Annotated in this window: 20 protein-coding genes; 13 read left to right on the top strand and 7 right to left on the bottom strand. The window is 41.1% G+C overall.

All coding sequences use genetic code 11. From position 1 onward, the window contains the following. Window positions 1–382 precede the first annotated feature (382 nt). From hflX to EXE30_RS14530, 4 genes are all read left to right on the top strand, one after another. The gene (gene hflX, locus EXE30_RS14545; RefSeq protein WP_130163016.1) at window positions 383–1,729 is read left to right on the top strand and encodes a ribosome rescue GTPase HflX; all 1,347 of its coding nucleotides are present in this window, start codon (window positions 383–385) and stop codon (window positions 1,727–1,729) included. 39 nt (window positions 1,730–1,768) lie between these two features. Beyond that, complete coding sequence (locus EXE30_RS14540) at window positions 1,769–2,131, top strand: hypothetical protein (RefSeq protein ID WP_130163015.1); 363 nt, start codon at window positions 1,769–1,771, stop codon at window positions 2,129–2,131. 11 nt (window positions 2,132–2,142) lie between these two features. Next, the gene (locus EXE30_RS14535) at window positions 2,143–2,811 is read left to right on the top strand and encodes an LrgB family protein (RefSeq protein WP_130163014.1); all 669 of its coding nucleotides are present in this window, start codon (window positions 2,143–2,145) and stop codon (window positions 2,809–2,811) included. An 88-nt stretch (window positions 2,812–2,899) separates the two neighbouring features. Then, entirely contained in the window at window positions 2,900–3,343 is a 444-nt protein-coding gene (locus EXE30_RS14530) for a DUF2147 domain-containing protein (protein ID WP_130163013.1), read from the top strand. Between the two features lie 64 nt (window positions 3,344–3,407). Here EXE30_RS14530 and EXE30_RS14525 read toward each other — a convergent pair whose 3' ends face one another. Then, complete coding sequence (locus EXE30_RS14525) at window positions 3,408–5,591, bottom strand: carboxy terminal-processing peptidase (protein WP_130163012.1); 2,184 nt, start codon at window positions 5,589–5,591, stop codon at window positions 3,408–3,410. Between the two features lie 249 nt (window positions 5,592–5,840). Between EXE30_RS14525 and nagZ the strand changes: the two genes are divergently transcribed. Together nagZ and EXE30_RS14515 are read left to right on the top strand one after the other, a co-directional pair. Beyond that, entirely contained in the window at window positions 5,841–6,860 is a 1,020-nt protein-coding gene (gene nagZ / locus EXE30_RS14520; protein WP_130163011.1) for a beta-N-acetylhexosaminidase, read from the top strand. A 338-nt stretch (window positions 6,861–7,198) separates the two neighbouring features. Continuing rightward, on the top strand, window positions 7,199–8,041 hold the full coding sequence (locus EXE30_RS14515; protein WP_130163010.1) for a class I SAM-dependent methyltransferase: 843 nt from the start codon (window positions 7,199–7,201) through the stop codon (window positions 8,039–8,041). Between the two features lie 61 nt (window positions 8,042–8,102). Here EXE30_RS14515 and EXE30_RS14510 read toward each other — a convergent pair whose 3' ends face one another. After that, the gene (locus tag EXE30_RS14510; protein ID WP_130163009.1) at window positions 8,103–9,413 is read right to left on the bottom strand and encodes an alpha/beta fold hydrolase; all 1,311 of its coding nucleotides are present in this window, start codon (window positions 9,411–9,413) and stop codon (window positions 8,103–8,105) included. Window positions 9,414–9,767: 354 nt separating this feature from the next. Between EXE30_RS14510 and EXE30_RS14505 the strand changes: the two genes are divergently transcribed. The 4 genes from EXE30_RS14505 (at window position 9,768) to EXE30_RS14490 (ending at window position 16,000) form a co-directional block, all read left to right on the top strand. Then, the gene (locus EXE30_RS14505) at window positions 9,768–11,033 is read left to right on the top strand and encodes a glutamate-5-semialdehyde dehydrogenase (RefSeq protein ID WP_130163008.1); all 1,266 of its coding nucleotides are present in this window, start codon (window positions 9,768–9,770) and stop codon (window positions 11,031–11,033) included. 290 nt (window positions 11,034–11,323) lie between these two features. Beyond that, entirely contained in the window at window positions 11,324–12,505 is a 1,182-nt protein-coding gene (locus tag EXE30_RS14500) for an acetate/propionate family kinase (RefSeq protein WP_130163007.1), read from the top strand. An 18-nt stretch (window positions 12,506–12,523) separates the two neighbouring features. Further along, on the top strand, window positions 12,524–14,662 hold the full coding sequence (gene pta, locus EXE30_RS14495) for a phosphate acetyltransferase (protein WP_130163006.1): 2,139 nt from the start codon (window positions 12,524–12,526) through the stop codon (window positions 14,660–14,662). 18 nt (window positions 14,663–14,680) lie between these two features. Next, window positions 14,681–16,000 carry an MFS transporter gene (locus tag EXE30_RS14490; protein ID WP_130163005.1) on the top strand — a complete coding sequence of 440 codons (1,320 nt, stop codon included), beginning with the start codon at window positions 14,681–14,683 and terminating at the stop codon, window positions 15,998–16,000. A 95-nt stretch (window positions 16,001–16,095) separates the two neighbouring features. Here EXE30_RS14490 and EXE30_RS14485 read toward each other — a convergent pair whose 3' ends face one another. Both EXE30_RS14485 and EXE30_RS14480 read right to left on the bottom strand, forming a co-directional pair. Continuing rightward, window positions 16,096–16,701 carry a class I SAM-dependent DNA methyltransferase gene (locus EXE30_RS14485; protein WP_130163004.1) on the bottom strand — a complete coding sequence of 202 codons (606 nt, stop codon included), beginning with the start codon at window positions 16,699–16,701 and terminating at the stop codon, window positions 16,096–16,098. Between the two features lie 24 nt (window positions 16,702–16,725). Then, complete coding sequence (locus EXE30_RS14480; RefSeq protein ID WP_130163003.1) at window positions 16,726–17,631, bottom strand: DMT family transporter; 906 nt, start codon at window positions 17,629–17,631, stop codon at window positions 16,726–16,728. A 176-nt stretch (window positions 17,632–17,807) separates the two neighbouring features. On the opposite strand from EXE30_RS14480, the gene EXE30_RS14475 reads away from it, so the two are divergent. The 3 genes from EXE30_RS14475 (at window position 17,808) to EXE30_RS14465 (ending at window position 21,807) form a co-directional block, all read left to right on the top strand. Continuing rightward, window positions 17,808–18,668, top strand: coding sequence for a helix-turn-helix transcriptional regulator (locus tag EXE30_RS14475; RefSeq protein WP_121928792.1), 861 nt, complete (start codon window positions 17,808–17,810; stop codon window positions 18,666–18,668). A gap of 207 nt (window positions 18,669–18,875) precedes the next feature. After that, window positions 18,876–20,402, top strand: a complete 1,527-nt coding sequence (locus EXE30_RS14470; RefSeq protein ID WP_004672888.1) for a fumarate hydratase — start codon at window positions 18,876–18,878, stop codon at window positions 20,400–20,402. Between the two features lie 148 nt (window positions 20,403–20,550). After that, window positions 20,551–21,807: a carbohydrate porin gene (locus EXE30_RS14465; protein ID WP_130163002.1), complete on the top strand. Its 1,257-nt coding sequence runs from the start codon at window positions 20,551–20,553 to the stop codon at window positions 21,805–21,807. A gap of 64 nt (window positions 21,808–21,871) precedes the next feature. Here the strand turns inward: EXE30_RS14465 and EXE30_RS14460 are convergent, their stop codons facing one another. From EXE30_RS14460 to clpP, 3 genes are all read right to left on the bottom strand, one after another. Continuing rightward, the gene (locus tag EXE30_RS14460) at window positions 21,872–22,588 is read right to left on the bottom strand and encodes a DUF2846 domain-containing protein (RefSeq protein ID WP_130163001.1); all 717 of its coding nucleotides are present in this window, start codon (window positions 22,586–22,588) and stop codon (window positions 21,872–21,874) included. Window positions 22,589–22,750: 162 nt separating this feature from the next. Then, a complete protein-coding gene (gene clpX / locus EXE30_RS14455) occupies window positions 22,751–24,061 on the bottom strand; it encodes an ATP-dependent protease ATP-binding subunit ClpX (RefSeq protein WP_130163000.1) in 1,311 nt (436 codons plus the stop codon). Between the two features lie 30 nt (window positions 24,062–24,091). Then, window positions 24,092–24,697: an ATP-dependent Clp endopeptidase proteolytic subunit ClpP gene (clpP, locus tag EXE30_RS14450; protein ID WP_004672895.1), complete on the bottom strand. Its 606-nt coding sequence runs from the start codon at window positions 24,695–24,697 to the stop codon at window positions 24,092–24,094. Window positions 24,698–24,699 lie beyond the last annotated feature (2 nt).

Raw genomic sequence — 24,699 nt, 5'->3', positions numbered from 1 at the left:
GGCAATGTATGCATTGGATTAATGCAAGTTATATCATGCCCATATCCTGTTATAAAAGTTAGCCCGATAATAAAAACCGAATGTAAGCATAATTTTTTTCAATTTCAAATGGCTGATCAGATCAGCTATTGTAAATTAATAGATTTTCCAGATCAGCAGGCAGTCAAATGAATCCAACTAACCCAACTTCCAATCAAAACACCGAGATAACTTATGGCTATGCCCTAAAAATGTTTTTAGGCTGGTCTATCTTATATATGGGAAGCCTTGTTGCTTTTATTCAACTTATCTATCGCAATACAATATAAATCAATGAAGACTTTGCCCTTTGGTTTCAGTTTATCTTAGAATAGGACTTTAATGTCAAAGGTATGACAACAGCGTGGAATATTTAGAGCAACATCAAGGTGGTGAACGGGCAATATTGGTGAGTGTATCTGTCCAATTGCTTGATGATCTTGATGGCGAAGAGTTTCGATTACTTGCTCAATCCGCAGGTGCTGACATCCTAGAACATATTTCTGTACAACGAAATAGACCCGATCCAAAATTCTTTATTGGTTCTGGCAAAGTCGATGAAATCGCAGAATTAGTCCAAAGCCTCGATGCAGAATTGGTTATCTTTGACCATGCTCTGTCTCCTGCACAAGAACGCAATTTAGAACGAATCCTGAAATGTAGGGTAATTGACCGTACAGGCTTGATTTTGGACATCTTCGCATTACGCGCACGTACTCATGAAGGTAAATTGCAAGTTGAACTTGCCCAGCTCAAACATTTATCGACACGTCTAATTCGGGGTTTTACTGGAAATCTAGAACAACAAAAAGGTGGTATTGGTCTACGTGGTCCAGGTGAATCACAATTGGAAACAGACCGTCGACTCATCCGAGTCCGTATTACGCAACTCAAAGATAAACTGGTTAAGGTACAACAAACCCGCTCACAAGGTCGTGCTGCCCGTCAAAAAGCAGCGATTCCCACGATTTCTCTAGTGGGTTATACCAATGCAGGAAAATCAACTTTATTTAATATTTTAGCAAAAAGCGATGTGTATGCAGCAGACCAACTTTTCGCAACACTAGATCCGACTTTACGTCGTCTCGATTGGGATGGCATCGGTGCGGTTGTGATCGCAGATACAGTCGGATTTGTCAGAAATCTACAACACGACTTAGTCGAATCATTTAAAGCAACATTGGAAGAAACATTAGAAGCAACCTTACTGCTGCATGTGATCGATAGCAGTAGCGAGAATATGGCTGAGCAAATCGAAGCTGTAGAATCTGTTCTGAAAGAAATTGGAGCCGACGCGCCAATTTTGCATGTTTATAATAAAATAGACCTGAGCGGAGATACTGCAAAAATCCTGTATAAAGCACCTGATCTCCCAGATCGTGTGTATTTATCAGCTCATTCTGGTCAAGGTTTGGAGTTACTCAGTCAGGCTGTACAGCAATGTTTGATGGGTCAATTACAACAGTTCGATTTAATCCTTAAACCTGCTTATGGCAAACTACGTACACAGTTATATAGCCTAAACGTTATACAGTCTGAGTATCATGATGATCATGGTGATTTGCATTTGTCGATCCGTATTGCCCCGCAAAAATTGGAACAACTCATTAAGCAAGCACATTTGCCTTTAGACGAAATTTTAGGAACAAAAGCATCCTTATTCCAGCGCACTTTGGAAGAGTTTGAGATAGAACATCCGCCACTAAATTGAGATCAACCATCATTCAGATAGACGAGAGTAAGAGATCCTATGAAAGAGATTGACTGGACAGCTTGGTTTTACACGATTTTATTGATTATTGTATTTCGTGAGGGTGCTGTCGCAATCACCAAGGTCTTTCATCACCCAGAATTAGGAAATCTCGTCGGACTGATTGCTTTACTGGCAACGTTATTGATTTGGAGAAAATATAGAAAAATCTCCAATCGTCTGATTGATACCAACAACAAAATCATGAAAGAAAGTGCCTTCGCATTCCTGCCTATTTGTGCGGGTTCATTGATTATGTTGGTTCACTTAGGTAAAGAAATTCCTGTATTTTTATTTGTCTTAACCTTGAGTACGTTATTGCCATTATGGATTTACGCCAAAATGGCAAAACGCTGGTTATAGAGGTCTTGTGTATGTTTATGATTATTTACGGATTCATCATCACACTCATCAGCTATCTCCTCGCAAAACCGCTGAATAAAAAAATCCCTCAGATTCCCTTAATTGTTTTTGCCATGTTTATCGTGATTGGACTATTGTTGATTTTAGGCATTCCTTATGAACAGTATATGAATAGCGTCGATAGCACCTTTAACCATCTACTTGGCTATGTCACTGTCGCCTTAGCGATTCCTTTGGCAGCGATGCGTTATGATGATTTACCGATTAAATCCATGCTTGGAATTTTAGGCTTTGCAAGTATTAGTGCTGTTGCCCTCCCAATGGGATTGGCTTACTTATTACATATGTCTGAACCAACGATCATGGCATTTGCAACACGCGCAGTAACCACCCCTATCGCACTGAATATTGCCACTTTATTACATGCTCCGTTAATGATGGTGACCCTGATCGTGATTTTATCTGGTGTTATTGGCGCAGCCTTTTCACCTTGGATCTTGAAACACATCAATGATGAACGTGCTTCTGGTTTGGCCTTAGGATTAGCAGCGCACGCCATCGGTACTGCTCAGGCATGGCAGCGTGGTCCAGTAACTGGACGATATGCAGCATTCGGCATGGCAGTTAATGGCGTATTTACAGCCATTTGGTTACCCACATTTATTTTATCTTTATCATAATTTTTGTCACAAATCTCATATTAATATTGAACTGGTTATTACAAATCACCCATAATAGAACACTTGAACAATAAATGGATTTTTGATCATGGGGAAAAAATTAATAAGTGCTTTGTTTTTATCGACGGTCAGCAGTTTTGCTTTTGCAATTGATATTACAGGTATGTGGCAGAGTATCGATGACAAAACAGGCGCACCTAAAGCTTTAGTTGAAATTCGCAAAGAAGCGAATGGAACTTATACAGGTAAAATTGTAAAACTGACACCTCGTATAGGCTACACACCAAAAGAAAAATGTATAGATTGCCCTGCACCGTATACGGATAAACCTATTGTCGGTTTAGATGTGGTTACAGGATTAAAGTATAGCGAAGGCTTAAACTATACCAATGGTCGTATTCTTGATCCGAATACAGGCAAAATTTATAGTATGAGAGCTAAGCTCAATGCAAATGGCAAGCGCTTACATTTACGTGGTTATTTAGGTGTTTCTGCTTTAGGTCGTAATCAGATTTGGATTCGCGCAGATTAAACCTGTTTAAACAAAAAAGCCCTATTTTTTAATAGGGCTTTTTTTATGAGGGATGATGAAAAAATTAACGTCCTTGCAGCTTGGCGTAATCCAAAAGCACATTGGCAGCCTCAGTCACAAAAACCTCTTCTTCTGGTAATGCTGGACGTTGATGTGCTTTCATTTTAGCACGCGACTCAACTAGCGCATCAATTGAAGCTTGATAGCTTTCCCAGTTTGCATAAGGCTTTTGACCCGTTGCTAAACGACGTTGGTTTTCAGCATTTAAGGTTTGTTGCTCTAAGTCAATCAGCTCTGCACGACGTTGGTTGATATCTAAAACCACTTTCTTCTGAGCAGAGGTTTTCTGAGCAATTGCTTTACGTGCTTCTAAATATTTAAACTGAGAATCTGCTGCAACACGTTCAGCGGAGAACTGTGCCAGTTTAGCAACATAGGGTTGTATCGAACCCTCTCGCTTAAATGGTGCAGTCGGAATCGTATCCCACTTCAAAGCATTTTTCGCTTTACGCTCACCAAATTCTTCATTGTAAATATCAACCAACTTGATATCTGGGATCACCCCTTTATTCTGAGTACTTCCACCCGTTACACGATAGAACTTACGCTGTGTCAGTGTCGCTTGTCCGTATGCCAATGAATCCAACTGTACCTGCGCCGTACCTTTTCCAGTCGTCGTACTGCCAATCACGATACCGCGCTCATAATCTTGAATCGCAGCAGAATAGATCTCACTTGCCGATGCAGAAGCGAGGTTTACGAGAACAGCTAACGGACCTGCATAGGTTTGTACACCACCATCGGTATCTTCAAACACATTGACATTACCATTACCATCGCGGATCTGCACCACAGGACCTGATTTGATTACTTGCCCCAACATACGTGCAACTTCTTCTAAAGAACCACCTGGATCATTACGTAAATCAATCAAGATTCCATCTACATTCTTCGCCTTGAGTGCTTCAAATGCTTTGGCAGTATCAACAGAAACCGAACGGTATTCTGTACCTGCACGACGTGAGCGGTAATCAAAATAGAATGAAGGGATTTCAATGACCCCAAAGACATGCTTTTTGCCATCACGCATGATATCAACCGTACGTGAACGAACACCTGCATCTTCTTCTTGAATAATATCACGCACTAAAGTGACATTACGTGCTTGACTCATTGCTGCTCCTGCGCCTAACAAGCGCACAACAACTTTAGTTCCACGTTTACCACGGATCAAGCCTACAATTTCCGAACTCGGCCAACCAATCACATCCACCATTTTCTCGCCATCTTGAGCAACCCCAATAATGCGATCTCCTGATTTCACTTGACCTGATTTGCTTGCTGGACCACCTTCAACAATGGTTTCAATTCGAGTGTAATCCTCATTACCACGTTCAGGGCGAATCGAAACACCAATTCCTTCTAAGCGCAAAGTGGTTTGGCGATTCAGCTCCATTGCATCAATCGGTGGATAATAATTACTGTGCGGATCATAAGTCGCTAACATCGCATTCAGTGTCTTTTCTAAGACATCATCACTTTTCACGCGTCCCATTCGCTCTAACTGACGTGTATAGCGTTTAGTCAGTGTTTGAACAGGTGTTAAATCTTCTGGTCCAGTCAAATCTTGACCATTCGCAAGTGATGGGTTCTCTTTCAATGCTTTTTGTTTGGCTTGCTCTTCCTCTTTACTGATCGTCAAATTAATCAGTTGCGAAACCAACATCTTTCGCCAATGCGTTTGCTGTTCAGCTTTGGTATTAAAATAAGGAACTTTCTCACGATCGATATCCAAATACACATCTTTCTGCTGCAAGTTTTGTGGTTTCTTTAATTCCGCCAACATAAACTCATAAAATTCTTTCAATCGTTCACGATATTGCGCATGAATCGCAAAAGGACCTGTTAGATTTCCTGCTTTCAGAGAACCACCAAAGTTTGAACCATATTTATTCTTATAATCTTCAACTTCATTACTTAAAAATAACGAATGATCAGGATCAAGACTATCAAGATACATATCTAAAATACGTTTTGAAGTCGTCGCATCTAAACGCATATTGAGATAGTGTTGACGATCAACCAATGTTGCTAACTGACGTGCGACCAATGCTTGTTCTTGTGATGGCTTAATCACTGCTGAAACGGCAGGCGCTTCTGTCGCCGCAATAGCCTCATTCATAGTATGAGAGAAAAATAAACCACCAGTCGCAATTGCAACTGCACACGCTATCATTTGAAGTTTCATAAAATTTTGGTGCTTCCTTGGATATGGCAATTATTACACGCTGATCGTATCAATATGAACATATTTCATTCAGCATTTTACCAGCCTGTAAAACTCATTGATTGTTAAAAATAACGTCTCAATAAGTATTTATCATCAATATCATGTAGTTTTATCATATTCTGTACTGACAAAATGTAGCAAATCATTGCACAATTTAGCTATCGTTTTTTACATCAAATTTTTTATCAAAATTCAAACGGAATCCTTATGATTGGCGCATTGATGCTGGATATTGCTGGCACAGAACTTACTCAAGAAGATATTGAACTATTACAAGCGCCACAAGTCGGTGGCATGATTTTATTTGCGCGTAACATTGAATCGCCTCAACAGGTTCGCGCCTTAACTGATCATATGCGTCAAGTTCGCCCTGACATTTTGATTGCAGTCGATCAGGAAGGTGGTCGCGTACAACGCCTAAGACAAGGATTTACGTTACTGCCTGCAATGGGCCGACTCGGAGAACACTACATCCACAATCCTCAACAAGCGATTGAATTAGCAGAGCAATGCGGTTGGTTGATGGCGATTGAGGTACTTGCAGTCGGTATTGATTTTAGTTTTGCGCCTGTTTTAGACCTGAATGATGTCAGTGATGTGATCGGTGATCGTGGTTTTGCTAAAAACATGCAAGATATCGTACCGCTTGCAGATGCCTTTATGCGCGGGATGAAAAAAGCAGGTATGGCAACCACGGGCAAACATTTTCCTGGACATGGTTCAGTCAAAGCGGATTCACATGTTGCAGCAGCAATTGATAATCGTAGCTATCAGGAAATCTATGATAAAGACATGCAAAGCTTTATTCAGTTGATGCCACAACTTGATGCACTGATGCCTGCACATGTGATCTATGATCAAGTTGATCCAAACCCAGCAGGCTTCTCACCATTTTGGTTGCAAAACGTTTTACGCCAACAGCTTAAATTTGACGGTGTTCTCTTCTCTGATGATTTGAGTATGCAAGCGGCGTGTGTTGCGGGTGGTGCTGATGCACGCATCCAAGCAGCATTAAATGCTGGCTGTGACATGGGCTTGGTCTGCAATGATCGCGCTGCTGCTTGTACCGCCTTAGATGGCATACAGCAACTTGCTTTACCAAATCAGCAACGTTTAGAACGTATGCGTGGTAAAATTCCAAATATTCAGGTGGGTACAACACTGACATTAGATGAAAACTGGCAGAGCGTTAGAAAAGCCATTGAAGAATTTAAGAATTCGTTCTAACTTTACTTAGATTTTTTAATCTTTTTATGAACATAATTGAATCTTGCCGAGTGCTCATCTGATTGAAGGATTTTGCCTTAGGCTCGACTTACTTTTCAGGGATGAAAAGTAAGCAAAAATATTTCGCAGCTTTAGTCGCTGCTCATAGGCTGAGGGTACATCCTGAGCAGTTTCAAAGCAACGCTTTGAAAGCAGAGCAAGACCAGCCCAACGGCGGCATCCATGCCGCCCCACGATAGTAAATAACAAATCTAAAATAGGATCTTGTGGAAAAATCTCAATTTTAAAAAGAGATTAATTTTATATATCCCAATTAGGAAAAATAGAGTCTAGGACAGATGACACAACAACTTTCGAAACATCGCCACATTTCATTTACAGCGCACTATACGGGGTATATTTGGTATCAAATGGGGATTTCACACCCGGCACTTGCAACAGCGAAAGGAAAAACCCTCGCGGCCTTAGTCCATCCGATTGAAAGTTGGGCGGAAAAATATGTCGGTGGCAGCATGCGCACCACCTTAAAACAACGCCACAGCATGCTCGATACTCATTTAAAAGCATTAATTGACCAGCACCCACATTTACAAGTGCTTGAAATTGCTTGTGGTCTATCTCCTCGTGGTTGGTGGTTTAGGCAACATTACCCAGATATTACCTATCGCGAACTCGATCTGCCTGATATGGCAGCGACCAAGCAAGCGGCATTACAACAGATAGAAGAAAATGTCGATGAAGTGTTATCCGTAGACTTATTTACAGATGCATTTGCTAGCGCTTTTGAAGCGTTTGACTCAAAGCGCCCCTTGGTCATTATAAGCGAAGGATTAATTAACTATTTTGATAAACCGTTATTACAACAACTGATTCAATCAATCGCAACCTATGGTCATAACTTTAAAGTACTACATTACTTAACTGATATTTATCCTGAACCCACTCAAAACAAACTTGCTACTATTATTTGGAATAGCAGCCGCTTACTAAAATGGATGTCACGTAGCGCGTTTAGCTTTCATTTTAAAACACCAGCAGAAGTGGAACAGTTTTTTCATGAGGCTGGCTTTAAACAGGTGCAAGTGCTGCAACCCAAGCAATTCTTTGAGCAAGTAAAGTTAGAAAATAATGATCAGCATTTAGGTGATCTAGTTTGGATGATTCAAGCGAGCAATACATAGAAACGAAAAAAGAGAAGTGACGATGAGTGACTTCTCTTTTTTTTAGCTTAACTTTGCAAAATTAAGCTTGTTTTTGACGCTCAATAAAACGTGTTAAACGTTCTGCGATGTCAAAGCTACCATGTTTAAATAAGATACGAAGCCCTTGTGCAGTCGCATCAAAGATTAAACATTCGATCTTAAACTCACCTTCCTCATCAGACAAATGTAAGGCTAAGTCACGTGGATGCTGGTTCACAAAATCAAGCTGTTCAAGATGATCTAACTTTAGATAGACACCAAAGAAGGTGATATCGACAATATTCACAACCGCTTCAGTTTCTAGATGACGATGGGTCAGCTTGGTGTTGGGTTGTAAAACAGCAATACGTTCTTCACCACGACGTTCAATCTGTTTCATTTGTTCGCGCGTCATCGAAATAATGCCATCAAGATTATCGATGGACTCACCTTTCAAAAATGAGGTAAACAAATTCATCGTTTCTTTACGACGTTGCAACTGCGGTACATGGTCCGCATTGGCAATCAAGGCAAACTGCATATCTTGGCACTGCAAAGCAAAATCTGCATTTTCATGTGGCAAGGTAAAGCTATCATACTGCCCTGCCGCCACTAAGGTCTTACATTGCGGTATAGGTACATTGCTTAAGCGCAATAAACGATTACAGTTAATTTCATAACGTTCACGCTCAGTGCTACTGAAATCAGCCATTTGTCTAAAGAACAGTCGCTTTGCCGTCGGCGACATACGGGTTTTATCTAATTTGGCATGGTTCACTAAATAGAGAATGACAGCTTGACCAAATTCTTCCATGCGATCTTCACGCATTAAATGCAATGATTCTTCTAGTAACATGCGCCAGCTTTTACGTGTCTTTTGCATCACGCCCATCAACACCATACGATCCATGAGCTCTGGGCGTTGGTCAGCAAATGAAGATGCGATAACCGAACCTAATGACATCCCCATCATTGAAACTTTATCAATTCCAACGATATCGAGCCATTGTCCAAGCATTCTAGACAAATCTGGTAATTCTAAAATTGAAGCTGACTCACCTGTATCAACATTACGAATTTGTTGATTTGCACCCATTGAAGGCAAGTCAATCAATATGACAGGACCACTCTCAAAGAGTTGTTCAACACAATACTTATAAGAGTTAAAGTTTTGAAATGCGCCCCCGACAATTACAATCGGCGTGTTGTGGATCGTTTTAGGATCTGCAATTGCCATATATTCAATTTTCCAACCATCGATCCACGTAGTACGCGCTGGTTGCTTAAAACTGTTTTTATTGTAGATGTCGAAAAAACCAAAGCCTGTATAGCTATGATTTATATCCGAGTCCATTTGGATAATGGAATTCATGTCCTTCCTCCATCCTTGTTTATTTTTCTGTTGCAAGCATCTCATGTTCAACGATTTGCACTTGCAAGTTAACAAATTTATAAAATTTGTATTACATTTATCCTATACTTTTTCATTCTATACAAATGCACGTTTTATACGCAATCATTTCCTTAACCACTTATCTTGTTTAATCCAATAATCTTTTGCAAAATATGTAAACTCAACTTTATATTCAATACTCCTATCGCATTAAAATAAAAAAAATTGCGTCAATTAACATTTTTAATTTTTTTGAATTGTCAGTTCCGCCTATTCATTGTTCGGCATTTGACTGTTACTATCTTTATAAATACACGCAATCATCAAAATGCTATGCAAGACTCTATTCAAAACTATATGCAACAAGTAGGTACTCAGGCGCGTCAAGCGTCAAGTGTTTTAATGAGTGCGCCAACTCATTTGAAAAATCATGCTTTGTCTGCAATTTATACCGCTTTAGAAAACAATCAAGCACAAATTTTAGCAGCCAATCAGATTGATATGAATAACGGACGTCAACGCCAATTAGATAATGCGTTGTTGGATCGTTTAGAGCTCACGCCTGCACGTTTTAAAGGGATGTTACAGGGTCTAAAAGATGTGATTAATCTCATCGATCCAATTGGGGAAATTACTGACCTTGCCTACCGCCCATCAGGGATTCAACTGGGTAAAATGCGTGTTCCACTGGGTGTGATTGGGATGATCTATGAATCAAGACCAAACGTGACCCTTGAAGCGGCATCATTGGCATTGAAATCTGGCAATGCCATTATTTTACGTGGTGGATCAGAAGCACTGGAATCAAACAAAGCCATTGCCATCGCGATCCAGCATGCCCTACAAATGTCTGGTTTACCTGAACACGCCGTTCAAGTGATAGATACGCCAGATCGTGCAGCCGTTGGTCATTTAATTACGATGACTGAATATGTCGATGTGATTGTACCGCGTGGTGGAAAAAGTCTGATTGAACGTATTAGTCAAGAAGCACGTATTCCGGTGATTAAACACTTAGACGGCAACTGCCATGTTTTTGTTGAAGCACAAGCTGACTTGCAAAAAGCCTTGCCTATCGCATTGAACGCCAAAACACATCGTTATGGTGTTTGTAATGCGATGGAAACGTTATTGGTGGATGAGGCAATCGCTGAAGAATTTTTACCTCGTATTGCAGAACTCTATGCTGAGAAGCAGGTTGAACTCCGTGGATGCCCTGAAACACAACGTATTTTAGGTGTATCTGTTAAAACAGCAACTGACGAAGATTGGTATACTGAATATTTAGGTCCAATCCTTGCGGTGAAAGTCGTAACAGGAATGAATGAGGCAATTCAGCATATCAATAAGTATGGCTCTCATCATACCGATGCAATTATTACGGAAAACTTTAGTCTGGCACGTGAGTTCTTGGCGCGAGTTGATTCCAGTTCAGTGATGATCAACGCTTCAACCCGTTTTGCTGATGGTTTTGAATATGGTTTAGGCGCTGAAATTGGTATTTCTACCGATAAAATCCATGCCCGTGGGCCAGTCGGCTTAGAAGGTTTAACTTCTCAGAAATGGGTCGTTTTTGGTGATGGTCAAATCCGTCAATAATCCAAATTCATCTATTTAAACCCTGACACGATAAAGCGCATTAATTTGATCTTTATCGTGTTTTTATATATTTTTATACAAAAATATCGCTAAAACCAACACTTTAATCAAAAGAGCTTATTATTTACAAACTATACTAAATAAGTTGATTTATAAAATAGTTGTATAGGCTAAAGTCTATTTTCACCCATGCAACACCTCATGTTAAAACATAGCGCTTGTTACTGCTGTTCATACAAGTAGTTAACAAAGTGCTCATCATAAAATTAGAATTTGTTAGGTGGTCAAACATGGCTATATCTGTACTCGTAATAAACTGTGGTTCATCATCTATTAAATATGCGCTTATCTCAGAACGTCGTGAAGATCGTATTTATGGTCTTGCAGAAAATTTGGGCGCAGCTGATGCTCGGATTAAAGGGATCACGCTTGGTGGTGAAGCACTTGAACTCTCAATCCCATATGCAGATCATGCCAAAGCTTTAGAAACCTTGCTCGCACGTTTATCTAATTACAATCCTCAGGCCATTGGGCATCGTGTGGTGCATGGTGGCAATATGACCCATGCTGAGCAATTAACCCAACAAACGATTGATCGCATTCGTGATGCGATTCCACTTGCACCTTTGCACAACCCCGCAAATTTGATTGGGATTGAGGCAACTATGGCGTTATTTCCACAACTGCCTCAAGTCGCTGTCTTTGATACCGCATTCCATCAAACCATGCCTGAGCGCGCCTATCGTTATGCATTACCACAATTTTTATATGATCAACACCAAGTCCGTCGTTATGGCTTCCATGGTACTAGTCATGCTTATGTGACAGAGCGTGCCAGTGAGTTAGCAGGACAGAAAAATTACGGCGGTTGGCTCAGTGCCCACTTAGGCAATGGTAGCTCAACTTGTGCGGTTTGGAATGGACAGAGCCTTGATACCTCGATGGGCATGACCCCACTTGAAGGGGTGGTCATGGGTACACGGAGTGGTGATGTTGATCCAAGCTTACCTTTATTTTTATCCAACAATTTAGGCTGGGATATTCAAAAAATTGACAGCATGCTCAATAAAGACAGTGGCTTACTCGGTTTGTCAGGGCTCTCCAATGACATGCGTACCTTGGTTGAAGCATCTGAAAATGGACATGAAGGTGCAACACTCGCGATCGAAGTCTTCTGCTACCGACTCGCAAAATCTTTATCGGCACTGAGTTGTGCCCTTCCTCGCTTAGATGGTTTAATCTTTACGGGTGGGATTGGTGAGAACTCTACCGATGTGCGTGAAAAAACCTTGGCGTATTTACCCCATTTCGGTTTGCAGTTTAGTCAAGAGAAAAACAATACTTTAGCCCGTGGCACTGAAGGCCGGATCGACATGGGTACAGGTCCACAAATTTGGGTGATCCCGACAGATGAAGAAGGTCGGATTGCCAAAGAAACACGCCAAGTCCTTGAACAAAACCCTAAACTCTAAATAAAAAATAAGGTCATTATGAATACGATTTTACTCATTCCCACAGGTGAAGGTGTTGGTTTAACCTCAGCTTGTTTAGGTATGGTTTATGCACTGGACTGTAAAGGAATCAATGCTGGTTTCTTGAAACCCTTTTCTCAAATTGCCGATATAACTGTTGATCGTACCACTACTTTATATCGGCACTTATTTCAACATCACGCTGTAGAGCCAATACCTTACGATCGATTGACCCAGCTCATTGCGCTCGGTGAAACGGATGAATTATTGGAAGAAGCCGTGGCATTACATCGCCAAATTGCGGCGGATCATGATGTTATTATTGTGGAAGGCCTTGTTCCCAATGGACAAGATCATTTTGTAATCGAGGTCAATGCCGCTCTCGCGCAAGCACTAGATGCTCAAGTGGTCTTGGTCAGTACCGCAGATTTAGCTGATCCACGCAAAACGGCAGAAAGAATAGATGCCCACTTACGTCAATTCGGTGGTGCAGCATCCACACGAACCACTGGCGTGTTATTCATGCGAACAAAAGGACTGCCTGAGGATACCGCTGCAATCCCTGTCACGCTTGATCCAAGTTTACGCTTAGATCAAAAAATAGCTGACTTTTCCTTAGAGCTTCAACACTACAATCGTTTTATCGGCACAGAAGCATTGCCGATTATTGGTTTAGTTCCTTTTAGTAATATTCTCAGCGTGCCACGAAGTTTAGACATTGCTGAAATCGTCAATGGTACATGGTTACATCAAGGTGATGCCAAACATCGCCGCATACTGCATACCAGTTTAATTGCATCCAATATTGAATCTGAATTACACAAATTTGTAGCAGGCGAGCTTATTATTAGCGCCTCTCAACGTACCGATACTTTGCTTGCTGCAAGCCTGGCCAGTAGTAACGGCACTCCATTGGCGGGTTTAGTACTTACCGAGAAATCCCCACCCTCAGAAAATGTATTAGAATTCTGTCAAAGTGCGATTAAACAAGGTTTACCAGTTTTACATACTCCACTTACGACATTAGAGGCACTAAAAAAGCTCAGTCGTTTTGGTAATGAAATTCCAATTGATGATACCGAACGAGCGGAACAAGTCACCCGATTTGTTTCCAGTCATATTGATAGCCAGTGGCTTGATCAACATACGCAAAATAATTTACATCCACGCTTATCTCCTTCCGCATTCCGTTATGAGTTAGTGCAGAAATCAATTGCAGCCAAAAAACGTATTGTGTTACCTGAAGGCGATGAGCCTCGCACCGTCCAAGCAGCTGCCATTTGTCAGGCACGTGGCATTGCACAGTGTGTGTTATTGGCTAAACCAGAATCGGTAGCAGAAGTTGCGAAAGCACGCGGAATTCAACTTCCAGAAGATTTGCAAATCATCGATCCCGATAGCATTCGAGAGCAATATATCGAACCGATGGTCGAACTGCGTAAAGGCAAATTGGATGCACTTCAAGCCATCGCTCAACTCCAAGACACGGTTGTACTCGGCACGATGATGTTGGCATTGGATGAAGTGGATGGTTTGGTTTCAGGGGCGATTCACACCACAGCAAACACGGTTCGTCCTGCATTTCAACTCATTAAAGCTGCACCAAACTACTCATTGGTATCTTCCATCTTTTTTATGCTGTTACCAGATGAAGTCTTTGTTTATGGTGATTGCGCGATTAATCCCGATCCCACGGCAGAACAACTGGCTGAAATTGCGATTCAATCTGCCGACTCTGCCAAAGCGTTTGGGATTGATCCAAGAATTGCCATGATCAGTTACTCAACAGGAACCTCTGGCACTGGGGCTGATGTAGACAAAGTTCGTCAAGCCACTGAAATAGCGCAACAACGTCGACCAGACTTACTGATTGATGGACCACTACAATATGATGCGGCTTCGGTTGAAAGTGTGGGACGTCAAAAAGCACCAGATTCACAAGTGGCGGGGCGTGCCAATGTGTTTATTTTCCCTGATTTAAATACTGGGAATACCACGTATAAAGCGGTACAACGTGCTGCCAATGTGGTCAGTGTCGGTCCAATGTTGCAAGGCTTGAATAAACCAGTCAATGATTTATCTCGTGGTGCATTGGTTGATGATATTGTGTTTACCATTGCGTTAACGGCGATCCAAGCAGCACATGAAGTAGCTTAGCCGAGGAGTAAAACAAGCCTGACTCAATGCTCCTTTGGAAGAAGTTTTTATTTTGTCCAATTTTCTGCAATTCTGAATAGCATTGCTTCAAGATGTATACATTTAGCCCTTGCATGGTGGGTTCTTTCGATAACTCACCATGCAACCTCATTTGTCGTTTTTGTTGCTATAGGCACAGCAGCAGATCTCTTAGCGCGGGGACTATTTGGATCCCTCGGTGATATCTATGATAAACAACGACTGATTTCAATATGTTATTGGATGAGTCTGATCTCAGCAATCATCATTGCGCTTCTTGCGACCACGCATACATATTTAGCGATTGTACTGTTTATTTGCCAAGCTTTGGGTGGCTTAGCCATTGGTATTCGTGAGCCACTACAAAGCAGTATTGTTCCATTTCAAGTCAGTAAAGAACAACTTTCTAGTGCGATTCAATGGCGATCAGCAGCAATGACGATTGTAACTTTTTGCTCCCCCATCCTTGGAACAGGATTAATTTCCATCATCGGTCCCCACAATACGATTTGGTTTAGTGTCGGGCTCATTCTTCTTTCAATCCTTTTATTAAATTCTGTAAAACTTTTAAATATCAGTTCCGAGATAAGTTCTAAGTTCAAGCGTCCCAAGTGGTACAGTGGTTTTTCTGCGATTAAACAACTCCCTCCAGAAATTAGTTTAATTAAAATCACTTTTTTCATAAACTTAGGGTTATTTCCCTTTTTCAGTGTCGCTCTTCCCACTTATTTTTATCAAAATTATAGTAAAAGCCCTTGGTTATTCGGCATCGTTGACACATTTTTTGCAATTGGTATGTTCCTAGGTGCAACAAAATTTGGAACACTCGCCAATTCTTTTTTTGGTCGAGCAATAACCACGTATTCAGGGTATTTAGCTTTGAGTCTAGGTATTTTGATATCTGCAATCATGAGCCAAGTCTTATATGTTTTTCACCTTGGCTATTTTAGCTTGATGTGTTTCGGTATGTGCATTGCGGGCTGCGGCTTAATGGTTGCCGTGACCAATACTAGTTTTATGCGAAGTGCAGCAGTACCGCATCATTTCCTCAATAGAGTCAGCGCCTCATCCACATTTGGCACAAGTATCGCAAACCCAATAGGTCTTGTTATTTCAGGCATTTGTATAAGCAGCTTTGGTATAAATGCGACCTTGATTTTGCTCAGCCTTATCCTTCTCACCGCCTCAACCCTATCCTTTCTGAGCGTGAATCTTCGTCAGGTATTATCTCTATCAGATAATGAAATTCATGGTGCTTATTCCCGAATGTATCCAAAAGCATTTTCGAAAGATATTAGTACAACCAAAATCTTGAGTTAACAATATTGTATTAAACTAAATCTAAAAAATAATACTCATAAACTAAAACTAGCTTTTGTGATTAAAAATCCGTTTATTTCATTAAATCGCTATTTTCAAATGAATCTTGCCAACCACACTGTATGCTCTGCACACTCAGGATCTTCCGCCACCATCCGGATCACTTCAAATCCATGTTGTTCCAATAAAGCACGATATTCATCAGCGGCTAAACTGGCATGGTACAACGGCTCGCCAAACATCTCGCCGATTGCCTCACCATGTGCAGGTCCACTGGTAAACATTAGAACTGTTCCGGTTCGGGCATGATGCGCAAAAGATGCAAACATTTTTCTTTGATCATCGTGTGTAAGATGAAAAAAACTATCCCAAGCCAAAATCCCCTGAAATTTCTGATCAACGTTAAAATGACGAAAATCTTGCTGTATCCATCTCTGCTCAGGAAAATTTGATTGTGCCATTTCTATCATTACATCTGAGGCATCTACGCCTGTGATCTGATGCCCATGTTCAATCAAATATGCCGCGATGGGTTTGGCTGAGCCGCAACCCAAATCCAAAAGCTGGGAATGTGATGGGATCAAAGCAAGAAATTGATCTAGCCATGTTTTTTCATATAAATGGTTGCCTCGACGCTCCGTCCAAGCACGGCCATGTTTTTTATAAATATCAATAATATTTTTTGCCAAATCTGCTTGCATTCCTGTACTCCTGTTCAGTCTGGGCTAAGCCTGTTTTGACCGGGTCAGCACGCTTGCCTGTGGGCTTTTAATAAAGAAAATCGCATTGCCACATAGAATCAAAATCACACCTATCATGGCATTGATATGCCATTGATAACCTTCCCATATCGTTGAAATGACCAAAGCCACCAAAGGAAATAGCAATGTACTATATGCTGCCTTTCCTGCACCAATACGCCCAATCAAATAAAAGTAAGCCGTAAATCCAATCACAGAGCCAAACACTGCTAAATAGAGTAAAGCTGTGATTGCGCTCAACTGCATACTTGGGAAGAAGCTATCTTGCTTAAAGCCCGAAATCACTGCCATTAATATCGCACCATAAAGCATGCCATAAGCATTAGTGGTGAAGATATCCAAACCCTGCTTTTGATGTCGAGTACTGATCATATTCCCCAGAGAGAAACCATAAGTGCCTAATACACACAACCCAATCCCCATCAGAGTATTATGATTTAAGTCAGCTCCGATCACATCATGCCAAAATAGAGCAATGATGCCGAGCAAGCCTAATAAAGCCGCGGGGTAAAAACGTGCTGAAACCTGTTGAGCAAAGAACAGTTTGGCGTTGATGACATTAAAGATCATCGCCATAGAAAAAATAACAGCTTCTAAACCACTGCTTATATATTGAACCGCATAATAAAAACAAACGAAATTCAAGCCAAAAACGCATAAGCCTTGTAATAAACAGAACAAGTGATCTGTACGATTTAGCTTTTGCAGTTTTCTACTCAAGATGACAAAAACAAATAATATCATCGCAGAAATAAAGAAACGCCAAAACACGGCAACATTGGCTGCGATGCCACTTTGCTGTTGTAAGCTAATCGCAATCCATGTTGTGCCCCAGATCATCACAACCGAAGCATATAACAGCGCATTCATATTTTCTAAACCCAAAATCATTTGCACTATTTTGCTTGGTCTTAGATCACGATAGCTTGCATCATCTTGCGTTCACTATCACCAACTTGCGGTTTTCTATTTCTTCTGTTGCATCGATAACAATTATGTATTAAAAATCGCTACACTAGTCACATATCTAAAGCTTTGAGTAGAAGATGAAATATCAGATTCTAGATCAATTACAACAATATAAAGCCCAATTACTCGACTCGGTAGAGTTGGGTTCGGGTATGCAATTGGCGATGTGGCAAAACAACCAAGATCGTGTCAATGTCTGTAGCAACCACCATACTTTAAGCATGTATATTCAAGGTGGCTATCAGAGTTATCAAAAGACCGCTCAAGGTTGGCACAATGGCGGCGGGCCAGATCGTATGTGCCTCATGCCACAAGATTTTGACTCAACATGGGATCTGCGTGATTCACTCACGTTTGTGCATCTTTATTATACTCAACAGCATTTACAACGTGTGGCGGAACAAGTCTGGGATCGAGAGCCAAGTCAAATCACGCTCAACCCACAAATCTTTGTATCTGACCCACACATCTCGATGATTTACCGACATTTCCTACTTAACGGGGCATGGGGTAATCACGAAAACCATTTACAAATGAGCACCGCAACCACGCTATTACTCAACCATCTCATTAAAAATTATAGCCACACACAATGGCAAGTGCCTGTGGTAAAAGGAGGCTTATCACCATATGTGCTAAAGCAACTTTTAGAATGGATCGATCAGCATTTATATCTCAGCCTCACACTGTCTGATTTGGCACAACAAACGCAACTCAGTGAATATCATTTTGCACATATGTTTAAACAATCCATGCAGATGCCACCACATCAATATGTGATGCAACGTCGCCTAGAACTGGCACATCAAGCCCTACAGACCACCCGCTTAAATCTCACTGAAATTTCTGCGCAATATGGCTTTAGTTCAAGTAGTCATTTTAGTAATCGCTTTAAAAAGTATTTCGGCTACTCTCCCTCTCAATTGAGAATGAAATAAGGTCAATTTATATTGCCAATAAACGACGTTCATGATGATTGAGCCGCTTTGCGTTTCCCCATCGGGAAGAACATAAGAGATTTAGCAAGAAACCGAAACTCACATCTTTCAACCATTAGCCAAATACACGCTAAAACTCCCACAATGCAGACTTTTTGTCATATAATTTAGCCCGCCAGCTAATCGCCCGCTCAAGAGAATTTTGATATGACAACGATCATCAAACAAGATGACTTGATTACATCAATCAAGGATGCCCTGCAGTTTATTTCTTACTATCACCCACAAGACTTCATCCAAGCGATGAGCCGTGCTTATGATCGTGAAGAAAACCAAGCTGCAAAAGATGCAATTGCCCAGATCCTCATCAACTCACGTATGTGTGCTGAAGGCCATCGACCAATCTGTCAAGATACAGGGATTGTCAATGTTTTCCTTGAAGTGGGTTTAGACGTTAAATTTGATTTAAGCATGAGCTTAGATGATGCAATCAACGAAGGTGTTCGCCAAGGTTACTTAGAGAACTCAAACGTCCTCCGTGCTTCTGTTTTGGCTGATCCAGCTTTTGGTCGTAAGAATACTAAAGACAACACCCCTGCCGTGATCCACTATAAACTCGTACCAGGTAACAAAGTTGATATTACCGTTGCAGCGAAAGGTGGCGGTTCAGAAAATAAATCTAAACTTGCCATGCTCAACCCATCTGATTCAATCGTAGATTGGGTACTTAAAACTGTTCCAACCATGGGTGCAGGCTGGTGTCCACCAGGTATGCTCGGTATCGGTATCGGTGGTACTGCTGAAAAAGCCATGATGCTTGCAAAAGAAGCGCTCATGGAAGAAATCAACATGGACGAATTACTTCGTCGTGGTCCACAAAACAAGATGGAAGAACTCCGTATCGAGATCTTCGAGAAAGTGAATGCACTAGGTATTGGTGCACAAGGTCTTGGTGGTTTGACCACAGTTCTTGATATTAAAATCAAAGACTATCCATGCCACGCTGCAGGTAAGCCAGTGGGTATGATTCCGAACTGTGCGGCAACACGTCACGCGCACTTCCAACTTGATGGTACTGGTGTTGCACATATCCAAGCACCGAAACTTGAAGACTACCCTGCTGTGACTTGGGATTCTTCAAAATCAACACGTGTGAATCTGGATACCATTACCCAAGAAGAGATGAATGCTTGGAAGCCGGGCGATACTTTATTGTTAAACGGTACGATCTATACGGGTCGTGATGCGGCACACAAGCGCATGGTTGACATGTTGAATAATGGTGAAGAACTGCCTGTTGATTTAAAAGGTAAGTTTATTTACTACGTGGGTCCAGTCGATCCAGTGGGTGATGAAGTGGTTGGTCCTGCTGGCCCGACAACTGCAACTCGTATGGACAAGTTTACCCGTCAAGTGTTAGAAGCAACTGGTTTATTCGGTATGATCGGAAAAGCGGACCGCGGTCCGGCTGCGATTGAAGCGATCAAAGACAATCAAGCAACTTACTTGATGGCCGTTGGTGGTGCAGCATATCTCGTATCGAAAGCAGTACGTGAAGCTGAAGTGGTTGCATTTGCTGACTTAGGTATGGAAGCGATCTATAAGTTTGTGGTTGAAGATATGCCTGTTTCTGTCGCGGTTGATGTGAATGGTACATCGATCCATGCGACAGCACCAAAAATCTGGCAAGCAAAAATTGGAAAAATTCCAGTGGTTGATGCCGCACAAGCTTAAACTCTCGCGTATAAACAAAATATAAGTGCTATTCACTTTTAAGGCATTGAGGCTAGCCTCAATGCCTTTTTAAATGTTTGATATTTGAAAATACGACAAAAACTCTATTACACTGCTTAAACATCAAAAAAGGAGAACTCTCAATATTATGCTTTATCAAAGATTTTTACTTTTATCTTCACTTGCTATTTGCTCTAGCAGCTATGCTCATACTGAACCTGACTTACAGCAACAAATAAACAGCCTAAAACAACAACTTGCTGCACTTGAAACCAAACTACACCAACAACAAACCAAAGCATTAGACAAACAAGCTGAGACCACTCGCACTGAAGCAAAAAAAAGTAAAGTCGATGTTGGCGGTGCAGTTCGTGCCAATTTAGGCATTAACTCATACGAAAAAGGTAACAAAGATCGTCATGGCGATTTTGACTTCGATATGATCGCACTCAAATTTAATGGCAATGTCGATGACATTCTACTTGGTGCAGAACTGCGCTTTTATGACTACATGACAACCGTCAAATATGCTTGGCTAGGTTATGAGTTCATGCCTAATTGGGAAATTAAAGCCGGGATTACACCTGTTCGCTTTGGTAATCAACCCTATAATTCTCATAGCTACTATTTCAGTCCGAACTATTATATCGGCTTAGAAGATGACTTTGACCTTGGGATCCTCGTTTCACGCCAAATGAAAGATAATTGGCGACTTGATTTAGGTTTCTATAAAAATGATGAATTAGGGGGCGTTGACGGTTATGTCGATGATCGTAGTAAACGCTACTCATATGATGTTGTTGGCGTACGAGCTAACGATGAAGATATTTATGCCGAACCAACGCAAAAAATCGGTGAATACAATACGCTTTCAGGTCGCATAGGTTATCAATTTGATCTCGGCGGGACCTCCAGTGAAATTGGAACATCTGCACTTTATGGTGGACTGCATGACAACCAAAAACGCGTCGGAAACTACCATGCATGGGCAGTTCATCTCAATAGTAATTATCAACGCTGGAACGTTCAATTACAGCACAGCCAATATGACTACAATGTCAACAACAATGCGGATCGTATGATTGTTGGCGCATATGGCTTCTATGACTCCATTGCAGCACAAGCCAAATCCTTAAGTGCCAATGTTGCCTATACGCTGCCCGTTTCTTTGGGTCCGATTTCACAACTGCAATTTTATAATGATTACGGCATGATTTATGACAAATCTGATAATAGCCGTGACACCTTTATGAACACTACTGGTGTTGCTGTTTCTGCAGGGAATTTCTTTAGTTACGTTGATTTTGTCAATGCAAAAAATCAACCTTTTATTGGGGGAAGCGTTGCAGGCGATAGCTCTAAAACTGAACAACGCTTTAATATTAATCTCGGCTATTATTTCTAAGCCTTAAACTTTTGCAGAAGGCACAACCAAATTGTGCTTTTCTGCATAGATAATTATGAGCACATTACCAAGTCAAAGGATTCCATAACTTAAATGGTTTGACCAAATGCACCTCTGATTTTGCATCATATTTTTCAGGTTTAAGCTCTTGAGGCTTAGAGCGAATCTTGCCAGATTCATCCTGTGCCACAAAATTATAGCTTGATGATTTTAAGCGTGTAAATGCAATTTCTTGACGAGCGACTTTTTCAGGCGTTGGCATAAATGGACCACTCGGCTCACTTCGAGAAATCTTATTTTCTTCATCATATTTAATAAAATAAGTTTGCTCAGCATCAACGCTAAAATCGATGTATTTCGGTTTTTGGAAATGTAATCCAACCAAAGGACGGCTCACGCTCAATCTGTAAGTGCCTGCGGGTAATTCTAGCCAATAATAATGATTGTGTAACAAACTTGGAATACGATGACCATTGATAAATAAGTTTGCAGCAGCGATTTCCTGACGATTCCATCGCGTATCTGGACGATAGAGATAGACCACAGCAGCTTGTTGATTTTGTGGCTTAATGGGTGAGAAATGTTGCCCTAACTTTTGATTGACCCAACCACCTACAGTGAAGCCACCGACGTGATATTGATCAAATAAACCGGGTTCTTTTTCAGTATCAACAGGTGGTAGCGTTGCGGTCAGTGCTGTTGGATTCTGTTCAACTGCCTTTTGACTCTGACAGCCAGCCAATACCCCTGCACAACATAATGACAATATTAAATAACGCATGACATCCCTCAAGGCGTTTTCTTGGATTTATTTTTAACTACGCAACACTATGCGGTTTTTTCAATTTTTTAAGATTAACACCTCAATGCCCAATTGCAAATAAAAAAAGCATGAAAAGCTAAGCCTTTCATGCTTTTTTAGATAAACGATAGATCTTTGGCGTTACGCCGATTTAGAATCTATCACTTTTAAATCTTTCTTTTCAGTGATTTCAGAATTCGTCACTTGCGGTAAACGCTCTGCTTTAAACGTCGGTTTAGCTGTACCATTGATCACCGCTTCATCCACAATCACAGTGCCCACATCTGTACGACTTGGCAAATCATACATGGTTTCAAGCAGTACATTTTCTAAAATAGAACGTAGACCACGCGCACCAGTATTACGCTCAAGTGCTTTTTTTGCCACAGCGCGTAATGCAGATTCATCAAAGACCAAGTCCACATCTTCCATCGTAAACAGATGTTGATATTGACGAGTTAACGCATTTTTAGGTTCTGTCAGAATCTGCATAAGCGCTTCCTCATCCAGTTCCTCTAAAGTTGCGATCACAGGCAAACGACCAATAAATTCAGGAATCAACCCAAACTTCACAAGATCATTTGCTTCTACCTGACGGAATAATTCTGATACTTTCTTCCGATCATCTTTATTCTTCACATCAGCCGTGAAACCAATACCGCCCTTTTCTTGACGTTGTTGAACGATTTTTTCCAAGCCTGAAAATGCACCACCACAAATGAACAGAATATTGGCAGTATCAATTTGAATAAATTCTTGCTGAGGATGCTTACGACCACCTTGTGGTGGGATAGAAGCAACCGTCCCTTCAATCATTTTCAATAATGCTTGCTGTACGCCCTCACCCGATACATCACGAGTAATGGAAGGGTTTTCAGATTTGCGTGTAATCTTATCGATTTCATCAATGTAAATAATACCTTTTTGGGCTTTCTCTACATCATAATCTGCTTTTTGCAACAGCTTCTGTACGATATTCTCAACATCTTCACCGACATAGCCTGCTTCAGTGAGTGTGGTCGCATCTGCCATCGCAAAAGGAACATCAAGTAAACGAGCAAGTGTTTGCGCAAGTAAAGTTTTACCTGAACCTGTAGGTCCAATTAGCAAAATATTACTTTTCGCAATTTCAATTTCTTGATCTTTATGACCTGATTGACCCGCTTTCAAGCGTTTATAATGGTTATAAACTGCTACAGATAAGGTTTTCTTTGCAATATCTTGTCCAATAACATACTGATCTAAGGCAGCACGTATTTCATGTGGTTTAGGCAAGGCTTTGCTTGCCCAATCACCAGCTTCGACCTGTTGACTGGTTTGTACCAAATCCAAGCAGACATCCACACACTCATTACAAATATATGCGTCCTCACCTGCAATCAGTTTCCCGACTTCAGACTGCGTTTTACCGCAAAATGAACAATGTTTTTGTCCTTGAGGATGTTCGGACATATTTACTCCAATTCTTGAATCTTTAGAAAATTACGGGCGCTTACTTAAGACTTGGTCAACTAAACCATATTCTTTAGCTGCATTTGCAGTCATGAAATTATCACGATCTGTATCACGAGCAACAGTTTCATAGTCTTGACCACTATGCTCGGCCATTAGACGATTCAAACGTTCTTTAATAAAGAGTATTTCACGTGCGTGAATTTCAATATCTGAGGCTTGACCACGGAAACCACCTAATGGTTGATGGATCATCACACGCGCATTTTCAAGACAGTAACGCTTGCCTTTGGCACCTGCATTTAACAGGAATGCACCCATTGACGCAGCTTGGCCCATACAATAAGTCACGACATCAGGTTTAATAAACTGCATAGTGTCATAAATCGCCATCCCCGCAGTCACAGAACCGCCAGGGGAATTGATATATAGATGAATATCTTTTTCTGGGTTTTCAGCTTCTAAAAACAGCATTTGCGCAACGATTAAGTTGGCCATGTTGTCTTCCACTTCCCCAGTCAAGAAAATGACACGCTCGCGTAACAGGCGTGAAAAAATATCAAATGAACGCTCACCGCGAGATGACTGCTCAACGACTACTGGAACTAAAGCATTATCAATTGTTGGAACATACATAC

It is taken from the genome of Acinetobacter halotolerans (assembly GCF_004208515.1).
Lineage (GTDB): Bacteria > Pseudomonadota > Gammaproteobacteria > Pseudomonadales > Moraxellaceae > Acinetobacter > Acinetobacter halotolerans.
Note: the sequence above shows the minus strand (reverse complement) of the source record. Positions and strands in the feature narration are given on the sequence as shown.

Bases quoted from the DNA above. Each gene is read 5' to 3' on its own strand.
- EXE30_RS14540 (WP_130163015.1), top strand. From the start codon at position 1,769: ATGAAAGAGATTGACTGGACAGCTTGGTTTTACACGATTTTATTGATT.
- EXE30_RS14535 (WP_130163014.1), top strand. From the start codon at position 2,143: ATGTTTATGATTATTTACGGATTCATCATCACACTCATCAGCTATCTC.
- EXE30_RS14530 (WP_130163013.1), top strand. From the start codon at position 2,900: ATGGGGAAAAAATTAATAAGTGCTTTGTTTTTATCGACGGTCAGCAGT.
- EXE30_RS14525 (WP_130163012.1), bottom strand. From the start codon at position 5,591: ATGAAACTTCAAATGATAGCGTGTGCAGTTGCAATTGCGACTGGTGGT.
- nagZ (WP_130163011.1), top strand. From the start codon at position 5,841: ATGATTGGCGCATTGATGCTGGATATTGCTGGCACAGAACTTACTCAA.
- EXE30_RS14515 (WP_130163010.1), top strand. From the start codon at position 7,199: ATGACACAACAACTTTCGAAACATCGCCACATTTCATTTACAGCGCAC.
- EXE30_RS14510 (WP_130163009.1), bottom strand. From the start codon at position 9,413: ATGAATTCCATTATCCAAATGGACTCGGATATAAATCATAGCTATACA.
- EXE30_RS14505 (WP_130163008.1), top strand. From the start codon at position 9,768: ATGCAAGACTCTATTCAAAACTATATGCAACAAGTAGGTACTCAGGCG.
- EXE30_RS14500 (WP_130163007.1), top strand. From the start codon at position 11,324: ATGGCTATATCTGTACTCGTAATAAACTGTGGTTCATCATCTATTAAA.
- pta (WP_130163006.1), top strand. From the start codon at position 12,524: ATGAATACGATTTTACTCATTCCCACAGGTGAAGGTGTTGGTTTAACC.
- EXE30_RS14485 (WP_130163004.1), bottom strand. From the start codon at position 16,701: ATGCAAGCAGATTTGGCAAAAAATATTATTGATATTTATAAAAAACAT.
- EXE30_RS14480 (WP_130163003.1), bottom strand. From the start codon at position 17,631: ATGAATGCGCTGTTATATGCTTCGGTTGTGATGATCTGGGGCACAACA.
- EXE30_RS14475 (WP_121928792.1), top strand. From the start codon at position 17,808: ATGAAATATCAGATTCTAGATCAATTACAACAATATAAAGCCCAATTA.
- EXE30_RS14470 (WP_004672888.1), top strand. From the start codon at position 18,876: ATGACAACGATCATCAAACAAGATGACTTGATTACATCAATCAAGGAT.
- EXE30_RS14465 (WP_130163002.1), top strand. From the start codon at position 20,551: ATGCTTTATCAAAGATTTTTACTTTTATCTTCACTTGCTATTTGCTCT.
- EXE30_RS14460 (WP_130163001.1), bottom strand. From the start codon at position 22,588: ATGCGTTATTTAATATTGTCATTATGTTGTGCAGGGGTATTGGCTGGC.
- clpX (WP_130163000.1), bottom strand. From the start codon at position 24,061: ATGTCCGAACATCCTCAAGGACAAAAACATTGTTCATTTTGCGGTAAA.
- clpP (WP_004672895.1), bottom strand. From the start codon at position 24,697: ATGTATGTTCCAACAATTGATAATGCTTTAGTTCCAGTAGTCGTTGAG.